This window comes from Paenibacillus wuxiensis, from assembly GCF_040195695.1.
In the GTDB taxonomy this organism is placed as follows: domain Bacteria; phylum Bacillota; class Bacilli; order Paenibacillales; family Paenibacillaceae; genus Paenibacillus_B; species Paenibacillus_B suaedae.
Window position 1 is genome coordinate 401,574 of record NZ_JBEFZI010000006.1, and the last position, 20,315, is coordinate 421,888.

At 50.8% G+C, this 20,315-nt stretch carries 1 protein-coding gene; it reads right to left on the reverse strand.

Annotation, left to right across the window (positions count from 1 at the left end; translation table 11 throughout):
• Positions 1–105: 105 nt before the first annotated feature.
• Complete coding sequence (locus ABN764_RS15855) at positions 106–20,070, reverse strand: non-ribosomal peptide synthase/polyketide synthase (RefSeq protein WP_446672463.1); 19,965 nt, start codon at positions 20,068–20,070, stop codon at positions 106–108.
• Positions 20,071–20,315 lie beyond the last annotated feature (245 nt).

The following is a 20,315-nucleotide window of genomic DNA, read 5'->3' on the forward strand; positions in this document are numbered from 1 at the left end:
GTACGTGCCTGTCAATCCATTGCACGCAGCCCGAATGAACGAGATCCAATCCTAGTGTCATGAATGACGCGTTAACAACCGAACAACAGTGTCAAATGCAGCGATTTAGAATGCAAAGTCAATTTCTTCTTCCAATTCTTCCTCTTGATAAGCACAGCCGCTCAGTTGAATATCCTCCAAGCGGATGTCAGGCTGCTCGCAAGCTTGAGATAGAATTTCCAAGAAGTCTTCTGCGAAATTCGCAATCATGTTGGCGGAAAACAGCTTTGTGCAATATTCAAACTGCCCGCTCAGCATGCCGTCTTCGATAGCCATTTCCAAGGTTAAATCGAATTTCGCAACCGTATGTGATGGAATTAGAGGCTCGAAGGCCAATTCTCCCAGGTTGATCGTGCGCGCTTTTGCGTTCTGCAGGACGAACATTGTGTCGAATACCGGATTACGGCCTGGAACCCAAGCATCCTCTAACTGCTCCACCAGCTTATCGAACGGATAATCCTGATGCTCGAAGGCGCTCAGGGTCGATTCCTTCACTTCCTCTAAATAACTGCGGAACGTCTTGTCATCATTTGGGTAATTGCGAATCGCAAGCGAATTGACGAACATCCCGATTAGCGGTTCTACATCTACATGGGTTCTGCCCGCAATTGGGCTTCCCACAACCAGGTCATTTTGTCCTGAATATTTATGAAGCAAGGTCGTATAAGCCGCCAGCAGCACCATATATAGGGTTGCTCCCGATTGGGATGCCAAGCGCTGCAGCTTCTCGTTCAACTGCCCATCAATCGCAAAGTGCAGCTTATCTCCTTCATAGCTGCGCTGTTCGCCTCTTGCAAATTCGGTCGGCAGCTCCAGTAACGGAAGTTCATTGCCCAATGTCCGCAGCCAGTATTCTTCATGTTCCTTCATCTGCTCGCTGCTTGCTTCTCCTTGCTGCCACAGCACATAATCTTTGTACTGGATTTCAAGTGGAGGAAGTTCCTCCCCGTTGTACAAGCGAGCAAGCTCATCAACCAATATGTCCATAGAGATCCCGTCCGAAATGATGTGATGCATATCGAACAGCAATAGATGTTGTTCTTCTTGCTCAAGTTGGACAAGTCCGACTCTCAGTAGTGGAGGCTGCTCCAGATCAAAATCGCGGACAAACTGCTCGGTAACCTGATCGATATCCTTCTCTCTCGCAGTCGAATACTCTAACGCGAAATCAACGTGCTGGTGTACGCGCTGTACAGGCTCACCATCAACCATTTCGAAGCTTGTGCGCAGTGTGTCATGGCGTGTAATCAATTGCAGAAGCGCCGCTTCCAGTCGATTTCGATCGATGTGTCCACTGACGGACATCGCCCCCGGCATGTTGTAGCTCTGCTGCGCTCCTTCAGCCTGGTGCAGAATGTATAACCGCTTTTGGGCTGAAGCCAATGGATAATGCTCGGCCATTGGCGCGATAGGAATCGCTCGGTGCTCCTGCTTCTCCAACTCGCCGATCGCCTGCGCCATCGCTTCCAGCGTCGAATAGTGGAAAATATCCCGCAGCGGAAGAGCAACGTGCATTTCCTTGCTTACCTTGCTTGCCAACGCAGTTGCGCGCAAGGAGTGCCCTCCCAATTCGAAGAAGTCGTCCTTCACTCCGATTTGATCGAGACCGAGTACTTCCTGCCATATGCGAACGAGCTTCACTTCCAATGCTGTTCGTGGTGCGGCGTGATCAGTTCCCGTCTGAATCACGTCCTTCGGAGCAGGGAGCGCTTTACGATCAAGCTTGCCGTTCGGCGCCAGCGGCATCTGCTCCAGCTGAATGAAGTACGATGGAATCATGTAGCTTGGCAGTTCAGCAGCAAGCGCCGCTCTAAGGTTACCTACCGTTGGATCGCCATCTGCTACATAATAGGCGCAGAGTGATTTCTGTCCGTCTTCCTCTTCTCGCGCAACTACAACCGTCTCCCGAATTTCTTGGACATTCAGCAGTGCAGTTTCCAGCTCGCCCAATTCAATCCGATATCCGCGGATTTTCACTTGATGGTCGATTCGGCCCAAGTATTCGATATTGCCGTCAGGCAGCCACCGTGCCAAGTCTCCGGTTCGATACATCCGTTCGCCGACGGAAGGAATTGTAACGAATTTCTCTGCTGTCAGCTCTGGACGGTTCCAGTAACCGCGCGCCAACCCCACTCCCGCGATGCACAGTTCACCAGCAACGCCGATCGGCTGCACTTGATTATGTTCATTCACGATATAAATGCTCGTATTGTCAATTGGCTTGCCAATCGGCACACTTACATAAGTCTGGCCTGGCTCGCAGTCGAAGTACGTTACGTCCACCGTCGCCTCAGTCGGCCCGTATAGATTAATAAGCTGCGCTCCGCTTGCAGTTGCAATATAACGGTGGAACCGCTCGACCTGTGAGGCAAGCAGTGCCTCGCCACTCGTGAACACCTGCCGCAGCGGTGCGAGACCGCGCTCACGCTCTGCCTCTGTCATTTGCTCCACATGCTCAAGGAACGCGTGCAGCATGGATGGAACGAAGTGCATCGTCGTTATTCGGTGACGCTCAATCGCATCCACAATCGCATGTGGGTTCTTCTCCCCACCGACTGAAAGCATAAGCACCTTCGAGCCGACAAATGCCCACCAGAACAGCTCCCAGACCGATACGTCAAACGTGATCGCCGTCTTCTGCATAATCGTATCTTCCGATCCTATCGGATAGCGTTTCTGCATCCACAGCAAGCGGTTGATGACCGAAGTATGCTCGACCATAACCCCTTTTGGACGTCCGGTCGTTCCCGACGTATAGATGATGTAGGCGATATCGGTCGGCTTGTTGACTGGCTCAGGATTCGAACCGTCCTCATCGTATGCTTCTGCATCATCCAGATTGATGATGCGGCCCGCGAAGTCAACCGCTTCTCCCGCGCTTCCTTGAACAAGCAGCACCTGAGCCTTGGAATCGTCCAGCATATATCGAATGCGATCCTCTGGATAATCCGGTGCGATAGGCACATAGGCGCCTCCTGCCTTCAGAATCCCCATAATGCCAACCATTAGCTCCAGAGAACGCTCTGCCATAATACCGACAATCTGATCGGGTTCAACCCCTGCCGCACGCAGCGTCCTTGCCAGCCGGTTCGCACGTTCGTTCAGCTCTCGGTAGGTTATGACGTCATCCCCATACAGCACTGCTGCAGCATCCGGCGTCCGCTGCACCTGCTCTTCGAACATCCGATGAATCGTCTGTTCGCGAGGGTAGTCGACAGCTGTGTCATTGAATGCAGATTGGACTTCTGCCTTCTCCGCTTCGGTAGCGAGCTGCACTTCAGCAATGGAGATTGCAGGATTGCCTGTTACTTGCTCCAGTACATGCATCAGATGATGATGCAGCCGTTCCATATGACCGCGATCATACACTTCCGAGTTGAAATCAAAGCGAATGATAAGTTCATCACCCGGCACGACCATTAGATTGAAATCATAATTGGTCTGTTCAGCTGCTTGAACATCGGTTAAAGCGAGAGCTCCGTCGTTACCGTCTCCGGTTTGCTCCATTCGCTCGTCCAATGGATAGTTCTCAAACACCATGATGTGGCTGATTAGTTCCGACTTCTGTGACGTTCTCGATTGAATCTCATAGAGCGGATAATAATCATATCGCCCAGATTCGAGTGCCGCATTTTGCAGCTGCTCCATCACGTCTGAGAAGCTTGCGCCGGCTTCGCAGCTTACACGAACCGGAATCGTGTTAATGAATAGTCCAATCATCGATTCGACACCCGGAACATCAGCAGGTCGACCCGATACGACTCCGCCGAACACCACATCTTGCGTCCCGTTATACTTCTGAAGCACGATCCCCCAAGCCGCTTGCAGCAGCGTATTTAACGTAACTTGATGCTGCTTGGCAATCCGAATCATACGGGAAGTAAGCTCAATTCCGAGCTTGCGGGACGCTTGTTCCAGCACATATGGCTTATCCTTGCCTGTGATCTTCCCATTTGGCAATCGTGTCTGCTGCTCGTAGCCCGCCAAGTACCCGTTCCAATATTCTGCCGCCGCACTCATGTCCTGCTCTGCCAGCCATTCGATATATCGGCTATAGTCTGGCAGGTTGGCCTCTTTGTTCCACATGGATCCTGCAGATCCGGAAGTTCCGACCGTTCCAGTAGCTTCAGTAGTTCCGGCTGCATGATTCGTGACAGCTGAGTATATGCGGAACAACTCGTCCGTCAACTGCGGCAAGCACCAGCCATCCATCAGAATATGATGAGAACTCCACAGTACATGGCAGCTAGATGCCTCCGTACGCATCAATGTGACGCGAACAAGCGGATCGCGTTCCAGATCGAACCCTTGCAGCTTGTCGCTCGCGACAACACGTTCCATCACAACTGCTTGCTCATCAGCTGGCAATTGGCTCAGATCCTCGTACGTGAATGTAATTCGTCCTTCCCGGAACACCACCTGTACCGGTTCCCCGTCCAAGCTGCAGAAGTTCGTCCGCAGCACGGAATGCCGGGCAGCCAGCTCGTGCAGGCTCTGGGCAAACAGGACAGGCTCAAGCTCACCTCGCAGCGTAAATCGGGTTTGTTCGAAATAAGCACCCGATGCGCCTTCTTGACCATCGAGAGCGTTATGGAACCACATCCCCTTCTGCATCGGGGTCAGCATGTACATATTTTCGATGATGCCAAGCTCTTTCGTCTCTTCAGCAATCTGCTCCAGCTGTTCGATACTCAGTCCTTGCAGCAGTAGATCACTCGGTGTCAATTCTGTCTGCTCACGTGAGACACAGTGGTCGATGATCTCGAGCAGACTCTCGTGGAAATGGCCTGCCAGCAGTTCCATCGTCTCCTTGCGGTACTCTTTCTCGCTGTAGCTCATATCCAAGGTCAATATGCCGTCAGTTATGGCGCCATTGATGTCGAGGACATATTGACGTGTATGCAAGGCGCTTCCATCGGAACCTTTCGAATATGGAGACAACATCAAGCCGCTTCCCATCGAGTCTTGAACGAATTGTCCCAAGTAGTTGAAGCTAATCTCTGGGGCAGCTCCCCATTCCAAGCTATCTTGCGGCTCAGACAAGTAGCGGCATATGCCGTAACCGATTCCCTTGTTCGGAATCTGCCGCAATTCTTCCTTCGTTCTCTTGATGTGGTACGCCAAACCTCGATCTTGCTCCGCTTGCAGCAGAACCGGATATTCGCTTGTGAACCAGCCGACTGTCCGTGAAATATCTAGGTCGCCTGCGATTGGCTCACGTCCATGACCCTCTAGGTTGACGAGAATTTGATTGTGCCCACTCCATTTCTGTATGGCTATCGCGAGAGCGGCCAGCAAGATCTCATTCATATCGGTGTTATAAGCTCGGTGCACCCGTTTCAGTAAATGCTCCGTATCCTGTTGATCCCAAGCTACGGTGACGGAATTACTGTCCTGCTGCAGACTTGATTCTGTGTCAAAGTCCTTCGGCAGCGGATTCGCTCCAGCGTTCAAGACGTGTCTCCAATAGCTGCGCTCATGACCCAAATCCGTGTGTTCAGCATATTCGACCAAACTCCGTGACCACGCGGCATAAGAATCGGTCTTCGAAGGCAAGCGGATGTCGTCACCCTTGCACGCTTGCTCGTAGCCTGCCGCGATATCTTCCAGCAGGATACGCCATGATACTCCGTCTATGACAGCATGGTGGATCGCGATGAGCAGATGATGGCCTTGCTCGCAGCGGAACAATCCAGCCTTCACAAGCGGCCCGCCCTGCAAATCGATGCTAGCCTGTATGTCGTTCGCTTTCGCTTCGATAACCTGTTCAGCATCTCCACTGTTTGCGATATCGAAGGCAAGGAAGTCGAACAGCTCCCCCTCTTCGATTGCCCGATTCCAAGCCGTAACCCCAGCGTCTGATTTACGGAATACCATTCGCAGCGCATCATGATGCTCCACGATGGTTCGTAAAGTCTTGCGCAGAACCTCCTCATTAAATCCGTCCTGCCGATACAGCATGAACGACTGGTTATAATGATGCATGTCATCCAGATCCAGTCCGAAATACCAGCGTTGGATTGGCGTCAGCTCAGCCTCGCCAGACACCTCGCCTTGATCGGCTATCCTGCCGATCGGCTGAAGCTGTAGACTCAATTGCGCTATCGTTGGGTATTTGAACAGGTCGCGTATTTCCAACTTGTATCCAGCCTGATGCAGACGCGATGACACTTGAATCGATTTGATCGAATCTCCACCCAGTTCGAAGAAATGATCATTCGTTCCAACCCGCTCCACATGCAAGACACTCTGCCATGCGGCAGCCAACGCAATCTCTGCATCCGTGCGTGGAGCTTCATATTCCGTCCCCGTATACGCAGCGCCTTCCGGTGCTGGAAGTCCCTTGCGATCCAGCTTGCCGTTCGGCGTAAGCGGCATTCGCTCAAGCCTCATAAAGTGCGATGGTATCATGTAGGCCGGCAATTCCTTCGCTAACGCAGCTCTCCATTCACCTGCCGTAAGCTCACGCTCGGATGTGTAATAAGCACACAGTACCTTCCGCCCGCTACCATCTTCCTTCGCGACGACGGCTGCTTCGCGGATATGCGGCGTTTGCTGCAGCTTCGATTCGACCTCTCCGATTTCGATGCGGTAGCCGCGAATTTTCACCTGATGATCGGTGCGCCCGATTAATTCAATGTTGCCGTCCGGCAGCCATTTCGCCAAATCCCCTGTACGATACATGCGTTGACCGTCAGCGAACGGATCGCGCACGAATTTGTCTGCTGTCATTTCCGGCCTATTCCAGTATCCGCGTCCGACTCCGGCGCCTGCGATATACAGCTCCCCAGCCAGACCAACAGGCTGAAGCGACAAGTTCTCACCGAGAATGTACATCGATACGTAAGGAAGCGGCTTACCGATTGGCACAGAACGCACTGGATCTGATGAAATCGGCTCATAATAGCTCGAGTCAACGCAAGCTTCAGTGACGCCATAGCTGTTAATGATGCGTAAATGTGAACCGAAGCGATCGAGCAGCTTGCGGAATTCATCTGCAGGACACAGATCGGAGCCAATAATTAATAATTTCAAGCTGTCGATGTCCATGCGATGCTCATACACATGCTCCATAAGCGGAATGACGAGAGCAGGTGTCGATTCGAACATCTGAATGCCGCTGCTGCGAAGAAGCTCTGCTAATGCACCCGGGTTCGCTCTTGTATCGCTCGGGCAGAGTACAAGCTCTCCTCCATGCAGCAGTGTGCGAGCGAGATCACCTGAGAATACGTCGAACGAGAAGCTCGCCCATTGCAGCCAGCGAATGCCCGGCTCATGCAATTCATACTCGGCCTTCCAAGCCTCTGCCATCGCAGCGAGCTGACGATGCTCGATCATGACTCCCTTCGGATTGCCGGTTGTACCCGATGTATAGATGACATAACAGAGATGGTCAGGCTCGCAGTTCGGCTCCAGGTTCGTATCGTCCTCATGATAGGAAGCTTCGTCTTCCAGCAGCACCCACGTTCCCTCGAAGGACACTTTATCTTGTAAATGACACTGCGTCAGAAGTATTCTTGCCTTCGCATCTTCCAGCATGTAGCGAATGCGATCCTCCGGATATTCCGGATCAATCGGGACATAGGCTCCGCCTGACTTCAAGACGGCCATGACTGCCACGACCATATCAATCGAGCGATCAGCCATAACGCCAATTAAGTCATCTGACTCCACACCTTCTGCCCGCAATGTTCTCGCAAGCTTATTCGCCCGTTCGTTCAACTCGCGGTAAGTCATGCGCTTATTCCCGAATACGACTGCTGGTTGCTCCGGTGTCCGTTCTGCTTGTTCTTCGAACAATCGATGAATCGTTCCGTCAGGAGTTTTCAATGAGCGAGTTGGATTGAACACCTGCAAGATCTCGTCGCTCTCCTGCACGGTAAGCATCCCTAGTTCGCCCATTTGCGCATCCGGGTGATTGACGATGTCCTTCAACAATTGGCTGAAATGCTCTGCCATGCGGTGGATCGTCTCTGATTTGAACAAGGAAGTCGCATACTCGAAGCTGCAATCCAGCCCCGCCTCATCCGCCTTCACATCCAAGCTTACATCGAACTTCGATATTGTGTATTCCAGTGGATATGGCTTCATTTGAAGCTCGCCCAGGGAATCAGCCTTCATGTCCGTATTGTCTAGAGCGAACATGGTGTCAAACAGCGGATTGCGGCTTAAATCCCTAGTCAACTGCAGACCTTCCACCAATTCCTCAAATGGATACTGTTGATGCTCGTAGGCCCCCAGCATTGTGCTTCTAATCTCATCCAGATAGGAACGGAATGCCTTAGCACCTGCCGGATAAGCACGAATGGCAAGCGTATTGACGAACATACCAATTAACGGTTGAAGTTCTTCATGTGTTCTGCCGGCAATCGGTGTTCCGACCACGATGTCTTCTTGGCCCGTATACTTGTGCAGCATGACGGTATAAGCAGCTAGGAGAACCATGTATAATGTCGTTCCGGTGTCAGCGGCAATTCGGTTCAAACCATCTGCCACGTCCTTATCGATTCTAAATGGCAGCGTTAGACCACCGTATTGCTGCATGGCCGGACGAGCATAGTCTGTTGGCAGCTCCAATATCGGCAATTCACCTTGGAATTGGTCAAGCCAATATGCTTGCTGATGCCTCAACTGTTCCTTCTGGGCCTCTGATTGCTGCCATGCAGCATAATCCTTGTATTGAATATGAAGCGGCGGTACCTGTTCCCCGTGATAGTGCCGCATGATTTCCTGCAGCACGATACCAATCGATACGCCGTCGGAAATAATATGATGCATATCGAACAGAAGCACATGCTGTTCCTTCGTCTCCGCAATCTCGATCAACCCGACACGAAGCAGCGGCGGCTTATCAAGCTCGAATGTGCGGATAAACTGTTTTACTTGCTGCTGAACCTCTTGTTCTTCGACTTTCCGATATTCAATCGCGAAATCCACAGTATCATGTATTCGCTGTACAGCCTCTCCCTGCACAAGCTCGAAGCCGGTACGCAAAATATCGTGACGCGCAATCAATTTGCGGAATGCAGCCTCGAACCTGCTTCGATCCAGCTCGCCTTCGAGCAGCATGATGCCAGGCATGTTATAGCCCTGCTCCGCCCCTTCAAGCTGGTGAAGGATATACAGCCGCTTCTGAGCGGAAGATACCGGATAATGATCCTGAGCCTCAGCAACCGGAATTGAAGAATAGGATTCCTCCGCCATCTCGGACATGGCAGCTGCCAGTTCTTCTATCGTAGAGAAGCGGAACACATCGCGCAGCGGCAACTGGATATTCATCTCTTGGTGCACCCTGTTAACCAGCGCAGTTGCCCTTAAGGAATGTCCGCCTAGCTCGAAGAAATTGTCTGTCACGCCGACCTGCTCAATTCCAAGCAGTTCCTCCCACATGCGGGCTAAGCTAGCTTCCATTGGTGTACGCGGCGCTACGTATTCCTTGCCCGTGTTGATGCTGCCTTCCGGTGCAGGCAGCGCCTTGCGGTCAACCTTCCCGTTGGAGGTAAGCGGCATCCGCTCCATCTGCACGAAGTAGGATGGAATCATGTAAGCTGGCAGCTCCTGCGCCAATTCGGTTCTCATTTCTCCTACGGTCAGTTGCCGATCCGCCACGAAATATGCACACAACAGCTTTTCGCCATTCTCCTCTCGTGCAATAACAATGGCTTCACGAACCGATTCTACCTTCGTTACTTGGGCTTCTACCTCGCCTAGCTCGATTCGATACCCGCGAATTTTTACTTGATGATCAATCCGGCCAAGGTATTCAATGTTGCCGTCAGGCAGCCACTTCGCCAAGTCGCCTGTCTTGTACATCTTGCTGCCCGGTTCGAATGGATTGTCAACGAATCTGTCCGCGGTCAACTCAGGGCGATTCAAATATCCACGTGCAAGCCCTTCTCCTGCGACGAACATTTCCCCGGCCACGCCTATCGGCACGCATTGTCGATTCGCATCCAGAATATAGATGCGCAAGGTCGGGATTGGGAATCCGATATTGCTTCTTGCCTGCTCGATCTCGGTTTCCGTGATCTCTTTGTACGTGACATGAACCGTAGTCTCGGTAATCCCATACATATTGATCAATTGCGTGCGCGGATATTTCGCTCTCCAGTCCTTAAGCAGCTGCGGACTCAGCGCTTCTCCGCCGAAGATCACCATTCGAATGTTCAATTCTGGGCTTCCATCCGTAAGTGCTTCCCTTATTAATTGATAGAAATAGGTCGGCGTCTGATTCAAAATCGTTACCCGCTCTTCAGCCAGCAGCTGCAGGAACATCGCAGGGTTTTTGGCTGTCAGCTGCGGAACAACCACCAATTTCCCTCCGTATAGTAAAGCGCCGTACATTTCCCATACCGAGAAGTCGAAGCAGAAGGAGTGGAACAGCGTCCATGTATCGGTTGAACGGAAGTCGAACAGATTTCTGCTGTTGAACAACAGCCGCACGACGTTCTTATGTTCAATCAATGTACCCTTCGGCTTGCCCGTCGTTCCCGATGTATAGATGACATAAGCCAGATCGGAAGGTTTGTTGACTGATGGCGGGTTGGACTTGTCCCCGCTGTATGTCTGCTCGTCATCAAGGAACAACACGGTGCCCTCATAGGCGACTTGATTCTGCAGATGTCGAGGCAATAGCAAAATATCTGCCCCGGAATCGCTCAGCATATAACTGATGCGCTCATCTGGATATTCGGGATCGATTGGTACGTAAGCTCCTCCGGCCTTGAGTATGGCGATTAGCCCCACAAGCATATCCGTCGTACGCTCGGCCATGATGCCTACCAGCTTGTCTGCTCCGATGCCTTCTGCACGCAGTACCCACGCCAAGCTGTTAGCCCGTTCATTCAGCTCCTGGTAAGTCAAGAATCCGTCTGTTCCCGTTACAGCAATCGCATCAGGCGTTCTTTCGACCTGTTCCTCGAACAGTCGGTGAATCGTCTTATCACGCGGATAATCCGCTGACGTATCGTTGAACTGTTCGATCAATTGCTGCTTCTCTGTCTCCGTTATGATGCCAAGCTGCTCCAACCGAGCTTCGGGATTGCTTATGACTGCTTCCAGCAATTGATTGAAATGGCATGCCAGCCGTTCGATCGTTTCTCGATTGTACAAAGCGGTTGCATATTCAATGCTGCACGCCAGGCCATCGACATCTTCTTCGACATGAAGTGTAAGGTCGAACTTAGCAACGGCATGCTCAATCGGATTCGGCGTCACGGCAAGTCCATCGATGGACCATGCGCCTTTTTCCGTATTTTGCAGGACAAGCACAGTATCGAATATTGGATTGCGGCTAACATCCCTTGTTGGTTGTATATGTTCAACGAGCTCTTCGAACGGATATTCCTGATGCTCGTACGCTTGTAGTGTGGACTGCCGAACCTCCTCCAGGAAGGAGCGGAACGTCTTCTCTCCAGCCGGATAATGGCGAAGTGGAAGTGTGTTGACGAACATACCGATAAGCGGCTCGATGTCTGCATGCGTTCTACCGGCTATCGGCATCCCCACGATGACGTCTTCTTGTCCGGTATACTTGTGAAGCAAGGCCGTATACAACGCCAGCAGCACCATGTACATCGTGGCATCCGAACCCGCTCCAAGCTGCTTAAGCTGGTCCGCCTTGTTGGCAGGAACAATGAATTCCAACGTGCTTCCTGCAAAGCTGCGGAATGCAGGCCGAGTGTAATCCACTGGAAGCTGCAGAACCGGAAGCTCGCCTCGTAATGATTCCAGCCAATACGCCTTCTGCTCTTCCATCTTGGACAAGAATGCTTCCGAATGCTGCCACGAAGCATAATCCTTGTACTGAAGACGCAATTCAGGCAATTGTTCGCCGCTATACAGTGCAACGAATTCATCTAGCAGAATGCCCATGGATGCCCCGTCCGAAATGATATGATGCATATCGAACAGCAACAGGTGCCGACCTGCGTCCACTTCGATCAGTCCGACCCGAAGCAGCGGTGGCTTATTCAATTGGAACGCCCGTACGAACGAGCGAATGACGGACTCCGCTTCCGATGCAGCTCCAACTATCCAATGCTCGACAGTAAATTCTACATCGCTGTAAATTCGCTGCATGGGTTCCCCGTTGTGCATTTCGAACCCAGTACGCAGCACTTCATGTCTTGCTATCAAGCTGCGGAATGCCGTCTCCAAGCGATCGCGATGGAGCTTGCCTTCAATCGCCATGACGCCCGGCATATTGTAGGACAGTTCTGCGCCCTCCATCTGATGAAGAACGAACATCCGCTTCTGCGCGGAAGATACCGGGTACCACTCTCGGTCTTCCACCCGAGGTATGGATGCAAAGCTTTCCTTATGCATCCCCTGTATGGCGAGAGACATTTGTTCAATCGTCGGGTAGCGGAAAACATCCTGCAGTGGCAGCACAACACTCAACTCCCGATGCACCTTGCTGACGAGGGTCGTCGCGCGCAAGGAATGGCCGCCCAGTTCAAAGAATGAATCTGTAACGCCTACGTTCTCGAGACCAAGCACATCCTTCCAGATGAGTGCGAGCTTAGCTTCCAGTTCCGTGCGCGGCTGGATTTGCATATTCAAACGCATTCGTTCCCCTGGTTGAGGCAGGGCTCTGCGATCCACCTTGCCGTTAGGTGTCAAAGGAAGTTCTTCAATCTGAATAAAATGCGACGGGATCATGTAAGCTGGCAGTTCACGAGCCAGTGTCTCCCTTAGTCCACTAGCCGATAGCTCAACTTCCGCTGTGAAATAGGCGCATAGCTCCTTCTGTCCACTCGAATCCTCCCGCGCGATTACAGCCGCCTCTCCTACTTCATCGACCCGCAGAAGATAGGCTAATACCTCACCTGGTTCAATCCGGTAACCGCGAATCTTCACTTGTTCGTCGCAGCGCCCGATAAATTCGATTGAACCGTCTGGCAGCCATCTCGCCAAATCGCCTGTCCGATACAAGCGTTCACCTGGGAGAAATGGATCATTCACGAATTTCTCTGCTGTCAATTCCGGACGATTCAAGTATCCTCGTGCCAAGCCATCTCCGCCCGCATACAGCTCTCCACATACGCCAACAGGAAGAGCGTTCCCAGCTTCATCCAGCACATACACTCGCGTATTGCTAATCGGTCGGCCAATCGGAATCGAGCAGCCTCGATCCAAATCAGCAGCCGTAATGGTATGGCAGCAGGTGAAGGTTGTATTTTCCGTCGGCCCGTAGCCATTAATCACCCTTATACCTTTATGCTTCTCCATCACTTTACACACGTGTGTAGGAGATACAACATCTCCCCCCACAAGCAGCTGCTTGACTCCGTAGAAGCCCTCGATTTGCTGTTCAACCATGACCTGGAACAAACCAGCTGTCATCCACAACGTCGTCACCCGATGACGCTGAATCGCTTCGCTCCAATCTGTAAGCGACACATTGCCAGGAGGCAGGATGGCCAGCGCAGCCCCATTCAGCAGACTTCCCCATATTTCAAAGGTTGCTGCATCGAACGAGATTGTGGAACCTTGCAAGAAGACATCCGAGCTGTCGATCTCGACATACGTCGCGCCGCATACGAGCCTGACCACCCCGCGGTGCGTTACGCAAACCCCTTTCGGCGTTCCCGTAGACCCTGACGTATAGATGATGTATGCCAAATCGTCTCCAGCCCCATCAATAGACAGGTTTGTACTTTCTATATCTTCCATTAAGTTGCTTACGTCTGTCTCGTTAACATCCAGCACGATCACGTTAAGATGTTCAGGCCATAAACTGCACAGATGCTTCTGCGTAACCATCGTCGCAATGGATGTATCTTCGAGCATTGCACTAATCCGCTCTTGAGGGTAAGCCGGGTCGATCGGTACATAAGCCCCGCCGGACTTCATAATTGCCAGTAAGCCGACGACCATATCCAGCGATCGATCCGCGCAGATGCCAACCAGTTCACCGCTCGTCACCCCGGCATGCCGGAGTCTCCGAGCCATTCGATTGGCTGCGGCATTCAACGCTCCGTAGGTCATCTGTTCATTTCCAAACACGACAGCAAGCGCGTCTGGCTCATGTTCAGCTCGCTCCTCGAACAATCGATGGATCGACTTCTCGCGCGGATAAGCCACGAACGTATCATTAAATTCGCTCATCATTACGGCACGCTCTTCATCCGTCGCCAGCTGCAGCTCTCCTATGGATATCCGCGGATTCGATGCAACTTGTTCCAGTACATGCAACAGATGCAGCTTCAACACATTCATATCCGCTTCTTCGAGTGCTTGTTTATTAAAATCGAAGCGAATGACGATATTGTCGCCAGGTATGATGATGAGGTTCAGATCATAATTCGTCTGTTCTGTTACGGTAACGTCTGTCAGTTTCAGTCCACTGCCGTCTGAACTGTTAAATTGATCGAGCTGCTGCTCCATCGGATAGTTTTCAAGCACCATGATGTGAGTAATGAGATCCTGCTTCAGGGTGCACTGTGCTTGGATTTCGTACAACGGATAGTAGTCGTGCTTGGCAGATGACAATGCATCTTCTTGCATACGCGTCATTACTTCTGCAAATCTCTCGTGCGCCTGACTGCTCACACGCACAGGAATCGTGTTAATGAACAAACCAACCATCTCTTCGATTCCGACTAGTTCTGCCGGTCTGCCGGATACAACGCTGCCGAATACAATATCTGAAGTTCTGTTGTATTTCTGGAGCAAAATTCCCCATGATGCCTGCAGCAATGTATTCAGTGTCACTTGATGCTGCGTTGCAACTTGATTGAGAGCGAGGCTCAGGCTTGTACCTAGATCGATCTGAACCTGACCTGCTTCATATTGACCAGAATGTCTGCGCCCCTTGCTATGCGGAAGTTCTGTCGTCTCTTCAAATCCAGACAAATAATTGTTCCAATAGGCCGCGGCTGCGGAATCATCCTGCCGCTCCAGCCATTGAATGTAATGATTATAGGAAGGTACCGAAGCAAGAATCGGCTTCTTGTCTTCCACCAGCGCGGAGTACGTGTTGAATACTTCAGCAGCGACGAGCGGGAGACACCATCCATCCATGACGATGTGATGGGAGATCCATAGAACTTCATACACTTCGTCTGCCGTCTGGAGTACGGACACGCGCATGACATCCCCATTCTCAAGGTCAAAGCCTTGTGCGCGTTCCTTGGCCGCTTCGTTCTCAATCGCCACAGCCTGCTCATTTGGATTCAGAGAACGCCAATCTTCGTACTTCACGCTGATGCGCTTGCTCCGAAATACAACTTGCAGCGGCTCGCCGTTCGAATCAACGAGGAAGTTGGTACGGAATACAGCATGCCGAGCCGCCAGTTCATTCCAGCTTGCGGCGAAGGCTTCGATGTTCAGCGTTCCCTCAAGCGTTAAGCGTGTAAGCTCGAAATAGGCCCCCGCCTGGCTATCCATAGCTGTATGGAACCACATTCCCTTCTGCATCGGCGTTAATGCATAGATATCCTCCACTTCACCGATACCGCTTGTCCGTTCAACGATCTGCTCCAGCTCTTGAATGCTAATGCGCTGCAATGACACGTCACTTGGCGTGAGCTCTGTTCGCTCCTTGGCCACACAATGATCGATGATTTCAAGTAAGCTGTCCCGAATCAAGCTTGCCAGTCGCTTAATCGTCTCAACACGATATTGCGTCCGTCCATAGCTGATGTCGAGCTGCAATTTGCCGTCCGAGACCATGCCATTCATGTCCAGCAGATAAGGTCTTAGCTGATCTCCCCCAATATTGCTGCCTGTAGAATACGGCGATGGAGAAAAACCGCTGTTCTGGAAATCTTGGTCGAACTGCCCCAAGTAGTTGAAGCTAACCTCAGGTGCTGTTCCCCAATCATCCTGCATACCCGCGTCTGATAAATATCGACAAATGCCGTAACCGATCCCTTTATTCGGAATGCTGCGCAAAACTTCTTTGACCGACTTGATGATTCGCGGCAGTTCTTCCTCAGAGCCCACCTCGAGAAGCTGCGGATACTCACTCGTGAACCAGCCTACCGTGCGTGTGATATCAAGATCTGGCAGGATCGACTCCCGACCATGTCCTTCCAAATTAATTCGGATGCGCTCATGCCCACACCATCTCCGGAATGCAATGCCGAGTGCCGTTAAGAGAAGATCGTCCATCTGCGTGTTATACGCCCGATGCGCCTGTTTCAACAGCAGTTCGGTCTCACTAGCATTCCATTCAACCGTGACCGATTCGCTATCTCGTTGAAGAGCAATTCCCGCGTAATCCGTCGGCAGTGGAGTAATCGTCGTCTGTGCGACTTGCTGCCAATATTTCAGCTCTTCGTTCATGTTAGACTGCTGCGCATATGCTGAAAGCTGTCTGGACCATAACCGGAAGGAGTCGGTCTTGTCAGGGAGACGAATCTCGCTGCCTTGAAGTGCCTGTTCGTATCCGGTGGCAAGATCCTCGAGCAAAATGCGCCAAGATACGGCATCAATAACAGCATGATGAATGACGATAAGCAGGTGATCTCCATCTGGGCAGCGGAACAATCCTGCGCCTACAAGTGGCCCTGCCTCTATATCGAACCCCGCCTGAATCACATCGGCTTCAGCTATGAACATGTTGTGAAGAGATTCTTCGCTTTCTACGCCAGCGGAACGTTCCTTGATATCCAACACATCAAGACGGTAAAGCTCGCCTTCTTCGATTCTCCGGTTCCAGGCCGCGTATTCTCCCTGTTCCGTGCGGCGGAATACCATGCGCAGCGCATCATGATGTTCAGTTATCTTGTGCAATGCATTGCGAAGTGCCGCTTCATCGAATCCATCTTTGTGGTGCAGCATTATGGATTGATTGTAATGATGCAGACTCACTTCATCTCGATCAAAATACCAGCGCAATATAGGAGTGAGCCCAACCTCGCCGCTCTCTTCTCCCTGCTCAGCTTTTCGCTGAACCTCCACTAGATGTGGACTTATTTGTTCAATGGTCGGATACTTGAACAGATCCCGGATATCCAGCTTATATCCAGCTTGCTGCATGCGAGAAGATACTTGAATGGACTTGATCGAATCCCCACCTAGCTCGAAGAAATGATCCAAAATACCCACTCGCTTGACTCCAAGCACCATTTTCCAGATGCTAGCCAGCGTTTGTTCCGCTTGGTTACGAGGCTCCACATAAATCTTGCCGGAATAGTCCTGACCAGACGGTGCAGGCAATCCATTCCGATCAATTTTGCCGTTCGGCGTAAGCGGCAATCGTTCCAGCTTCATGAAATAAGACGGAATCATATAATCCGGTACTTGTTCTGCTAGGGTTGAACGCAATTGCTGTACGGATATCTCGCTGTCGGCAACATAATAGGCGCACAGAGCTTTCAGTCCATTTTCATCCTCTCGCGCTACGATAACGGCTTCCCGCACGAGTGATGTTTGCAGCATGCGCGTTTCAATTTCACCTATTTCTATCCGGTTACCCCGAATTTTAACTTGATGATCGAGCCTTCCAAGGTATTCGATGTTTCCGTCCGGCAGCCATCTTGCCAAATCACCTGTCCGATACATCTTTCCTTGTGAGTAGGGGTCATCAACGAATTTTTCTGCTGTCAAGTCATCACGGTTCAAATAACCTCTGCCGACACCGGCTCCACCTATGTAGAGCTCTCCTACAATTCCAATTGGCTGAAGCGCCTTGTTCTCGTCTAGAATGTACATAGATACCGAAGGCAGTGGTTTACCTATCGGAAGCATGGTGATGGAATCCACACTACCATTTCTCTCGTAATAGCACGCATCGACGCAAGCCTCAGTCACGCCATAGCTGTTCAGGATTCTCATTTGCGAGCCGAATCGTTCCATCAGCTTGCGATATTCCGCAGCCGGGCAATGATCCGAGCCCACAACGAGCAGGCGCAGACTGCTTACATCCTTCCCTTGTTCATGCACGTATTCCATCAACGGAATAACGAGGGCTGGGGTTGATTCGAATATGTGGATGCGATGTCTTGCGATTAGCTCGCATATCGCTTCAGGATTAGCTCGCGCTTCGCTTGGGCAGATGATAAGCTCGCCTCCGTACAGCAGCGCTCGCACCATGTCTCCCGTAAATACGTCGAAGGAGAAGCTTGCCCATTGCAGCGTCCGAATTCCCGATTCATCTAATTGATAGGCATGCTTCCATGCATCCCCCAAGGCTGTAATCTGCTTATGCTCAATCATGACGCCCTTCGGCTTGCCAGTTGTACCGGATGTATAGATGACATAAGCCAAATGATGTGCTTCGTTGACCGACTCCAAGTTATCGCGGTTTGCTTCATAGTCGTTCTCATCATCAAGCAATACCCATGTTCCTGTGTAACCGAGCCGTGTCTGTAAATGACTTTGCGATACGAGTACTCTTGCATTAGAGTCTTCCAGCATATATAAAATGCGCTCTTCTGGATATTCAGGATCTATCGGAACGTAGGCTCCACCCGCCTTCAATATTGCAAGTATACCGACGACCATCTCAATCGAGCGGTCTGCCATGATGCCTACGAATTGCTCTGCTGCTACACCATGGGCTCGCAATGTTCGAGCGAAGCAATTGGCTTGTTCGTTCAGTTCCTTGTAGGTTAGGTGCCGATCTCCGAACACGACAGCAACCTGATCAGGCGTGCGTTCGACCTGTTCCTCAAACAACTGGTGAATCGTTCGTCCAACAGGCTGCGGCGTTGACCAATTCCCGTTGCTGAAGCGTGTCAGGATGATCTGAGCTTCCTTATCACTGATCATGGACAACTGCTGCAAGCTCTGGCTCGGATTACTCAACATCTGATCAACGATGGTCATCATTTGATCGATGATACGAATGACTTCATGCTCTTCGAACAACTGTTTGCGATAATCGATATTGAAAATGATCTGATTATCATCCATCATATCTTCTACGTGAACTGCAAAATCGTCTACCTCATGACCGCAAAAGCTGCTGCGTTGGCGGGCGGCTAGTTCTCCGTGACTGAACCAGCGTATCGGCATATAGTCGATGGAAATACGGTACAAATCCCGAATCTCAACACTATTATTTTGCTCTCTTAAATCAAGAATAAGCTGGTTGTAAGGATACTTCTGATGCCGCAAAATTGCTTTTTGCTCTTTGGCAACGTTATGTAGGAAGGTTAGTACATCTTGGTCTGGGGTAATCGTCAAACGAGCGGCTACCGTGCTTACGAACATGCCCAGCGCATCCTTGTCTTGCCTGGAAGTTCGATTCGCATAAGCGGCACCGACAGCAATATCGTTGTTCCCTGTCGTCTTATATAGAAATGCGTATAAAGAACCTAGAAATAGAGTAAAGAGACTGATATCGTGCTGCTGGCTAAATCGGTAAAGCTTCTCGTACATTTCTCCGCTAACCGTGATGCTTGTCCGACTGGCCTCAGTGCCGATTGAATGAGGAGGGTAAGATTTGATACTTATCACTTCTGGCATTGTGCTGAACTTATCCAGCCAATATGCCTTATCTTTCGCGTATCGATCAGATTGTTCATACTCTCGTTCCGCGAATATGTAATCCAGGTAAGTGCTCTCTTGTTCATCCGTGTCCGCGTTGCCACTCAACATTGCTGTATAATTCTTCATGATTTTATAAACGATAAGATGAGAAGAGACTCCATCCGTTACAATATGATTCATTTTCAAATTGAACCATGCTTCCTCATCATTGACGTTAAATACGACAAAGTGATATAACGCTGGGTCGAACATATGGATAGGAATATGATTAAATCGATGTAACCAGCTCTCAGCTTCTATCTGATTATCCCACTCTAAGTAATCAACGTGAGGGACGATTTGCTCTACAGGAGCAAATTGCTGCTTCGGCTGATTGTCTGTCATTGCGATTCGTATTCGGAAGGCATCATGCTGCATGATCACTTGATATATCGCCATTTTCAAAATCTCAACGTCTACCTTGCCTCGTATGTACATTGTTCCAGCAACGGTAGTAACTGACGTATTAGGATGCATCATTTCTGTGTACCAGATTCTGCGCTGCGCTTGCGTCAAAGGATACCATTCGTTAGGATTCGCGTTCACGTTGACTCTCCCCTATTCGAAAAATATTCGTAAGCGTCCGGAAACATCATCAGTAGATTCTGTTCCAAAAGAGTTCACAATCATATCCGCAGAAGAGATAAGATCCATGGCTATATGAAGTTATAATTGCTCGTCATGATCGTGGCTATCAAGGTTATTGTTGAAAAATCGTAAACTGTGATGGGGATCTAAGTTGGATTACGGGCAAAACCTGTTCCTGACAAATTGCGACGAAGTAGTGTAGA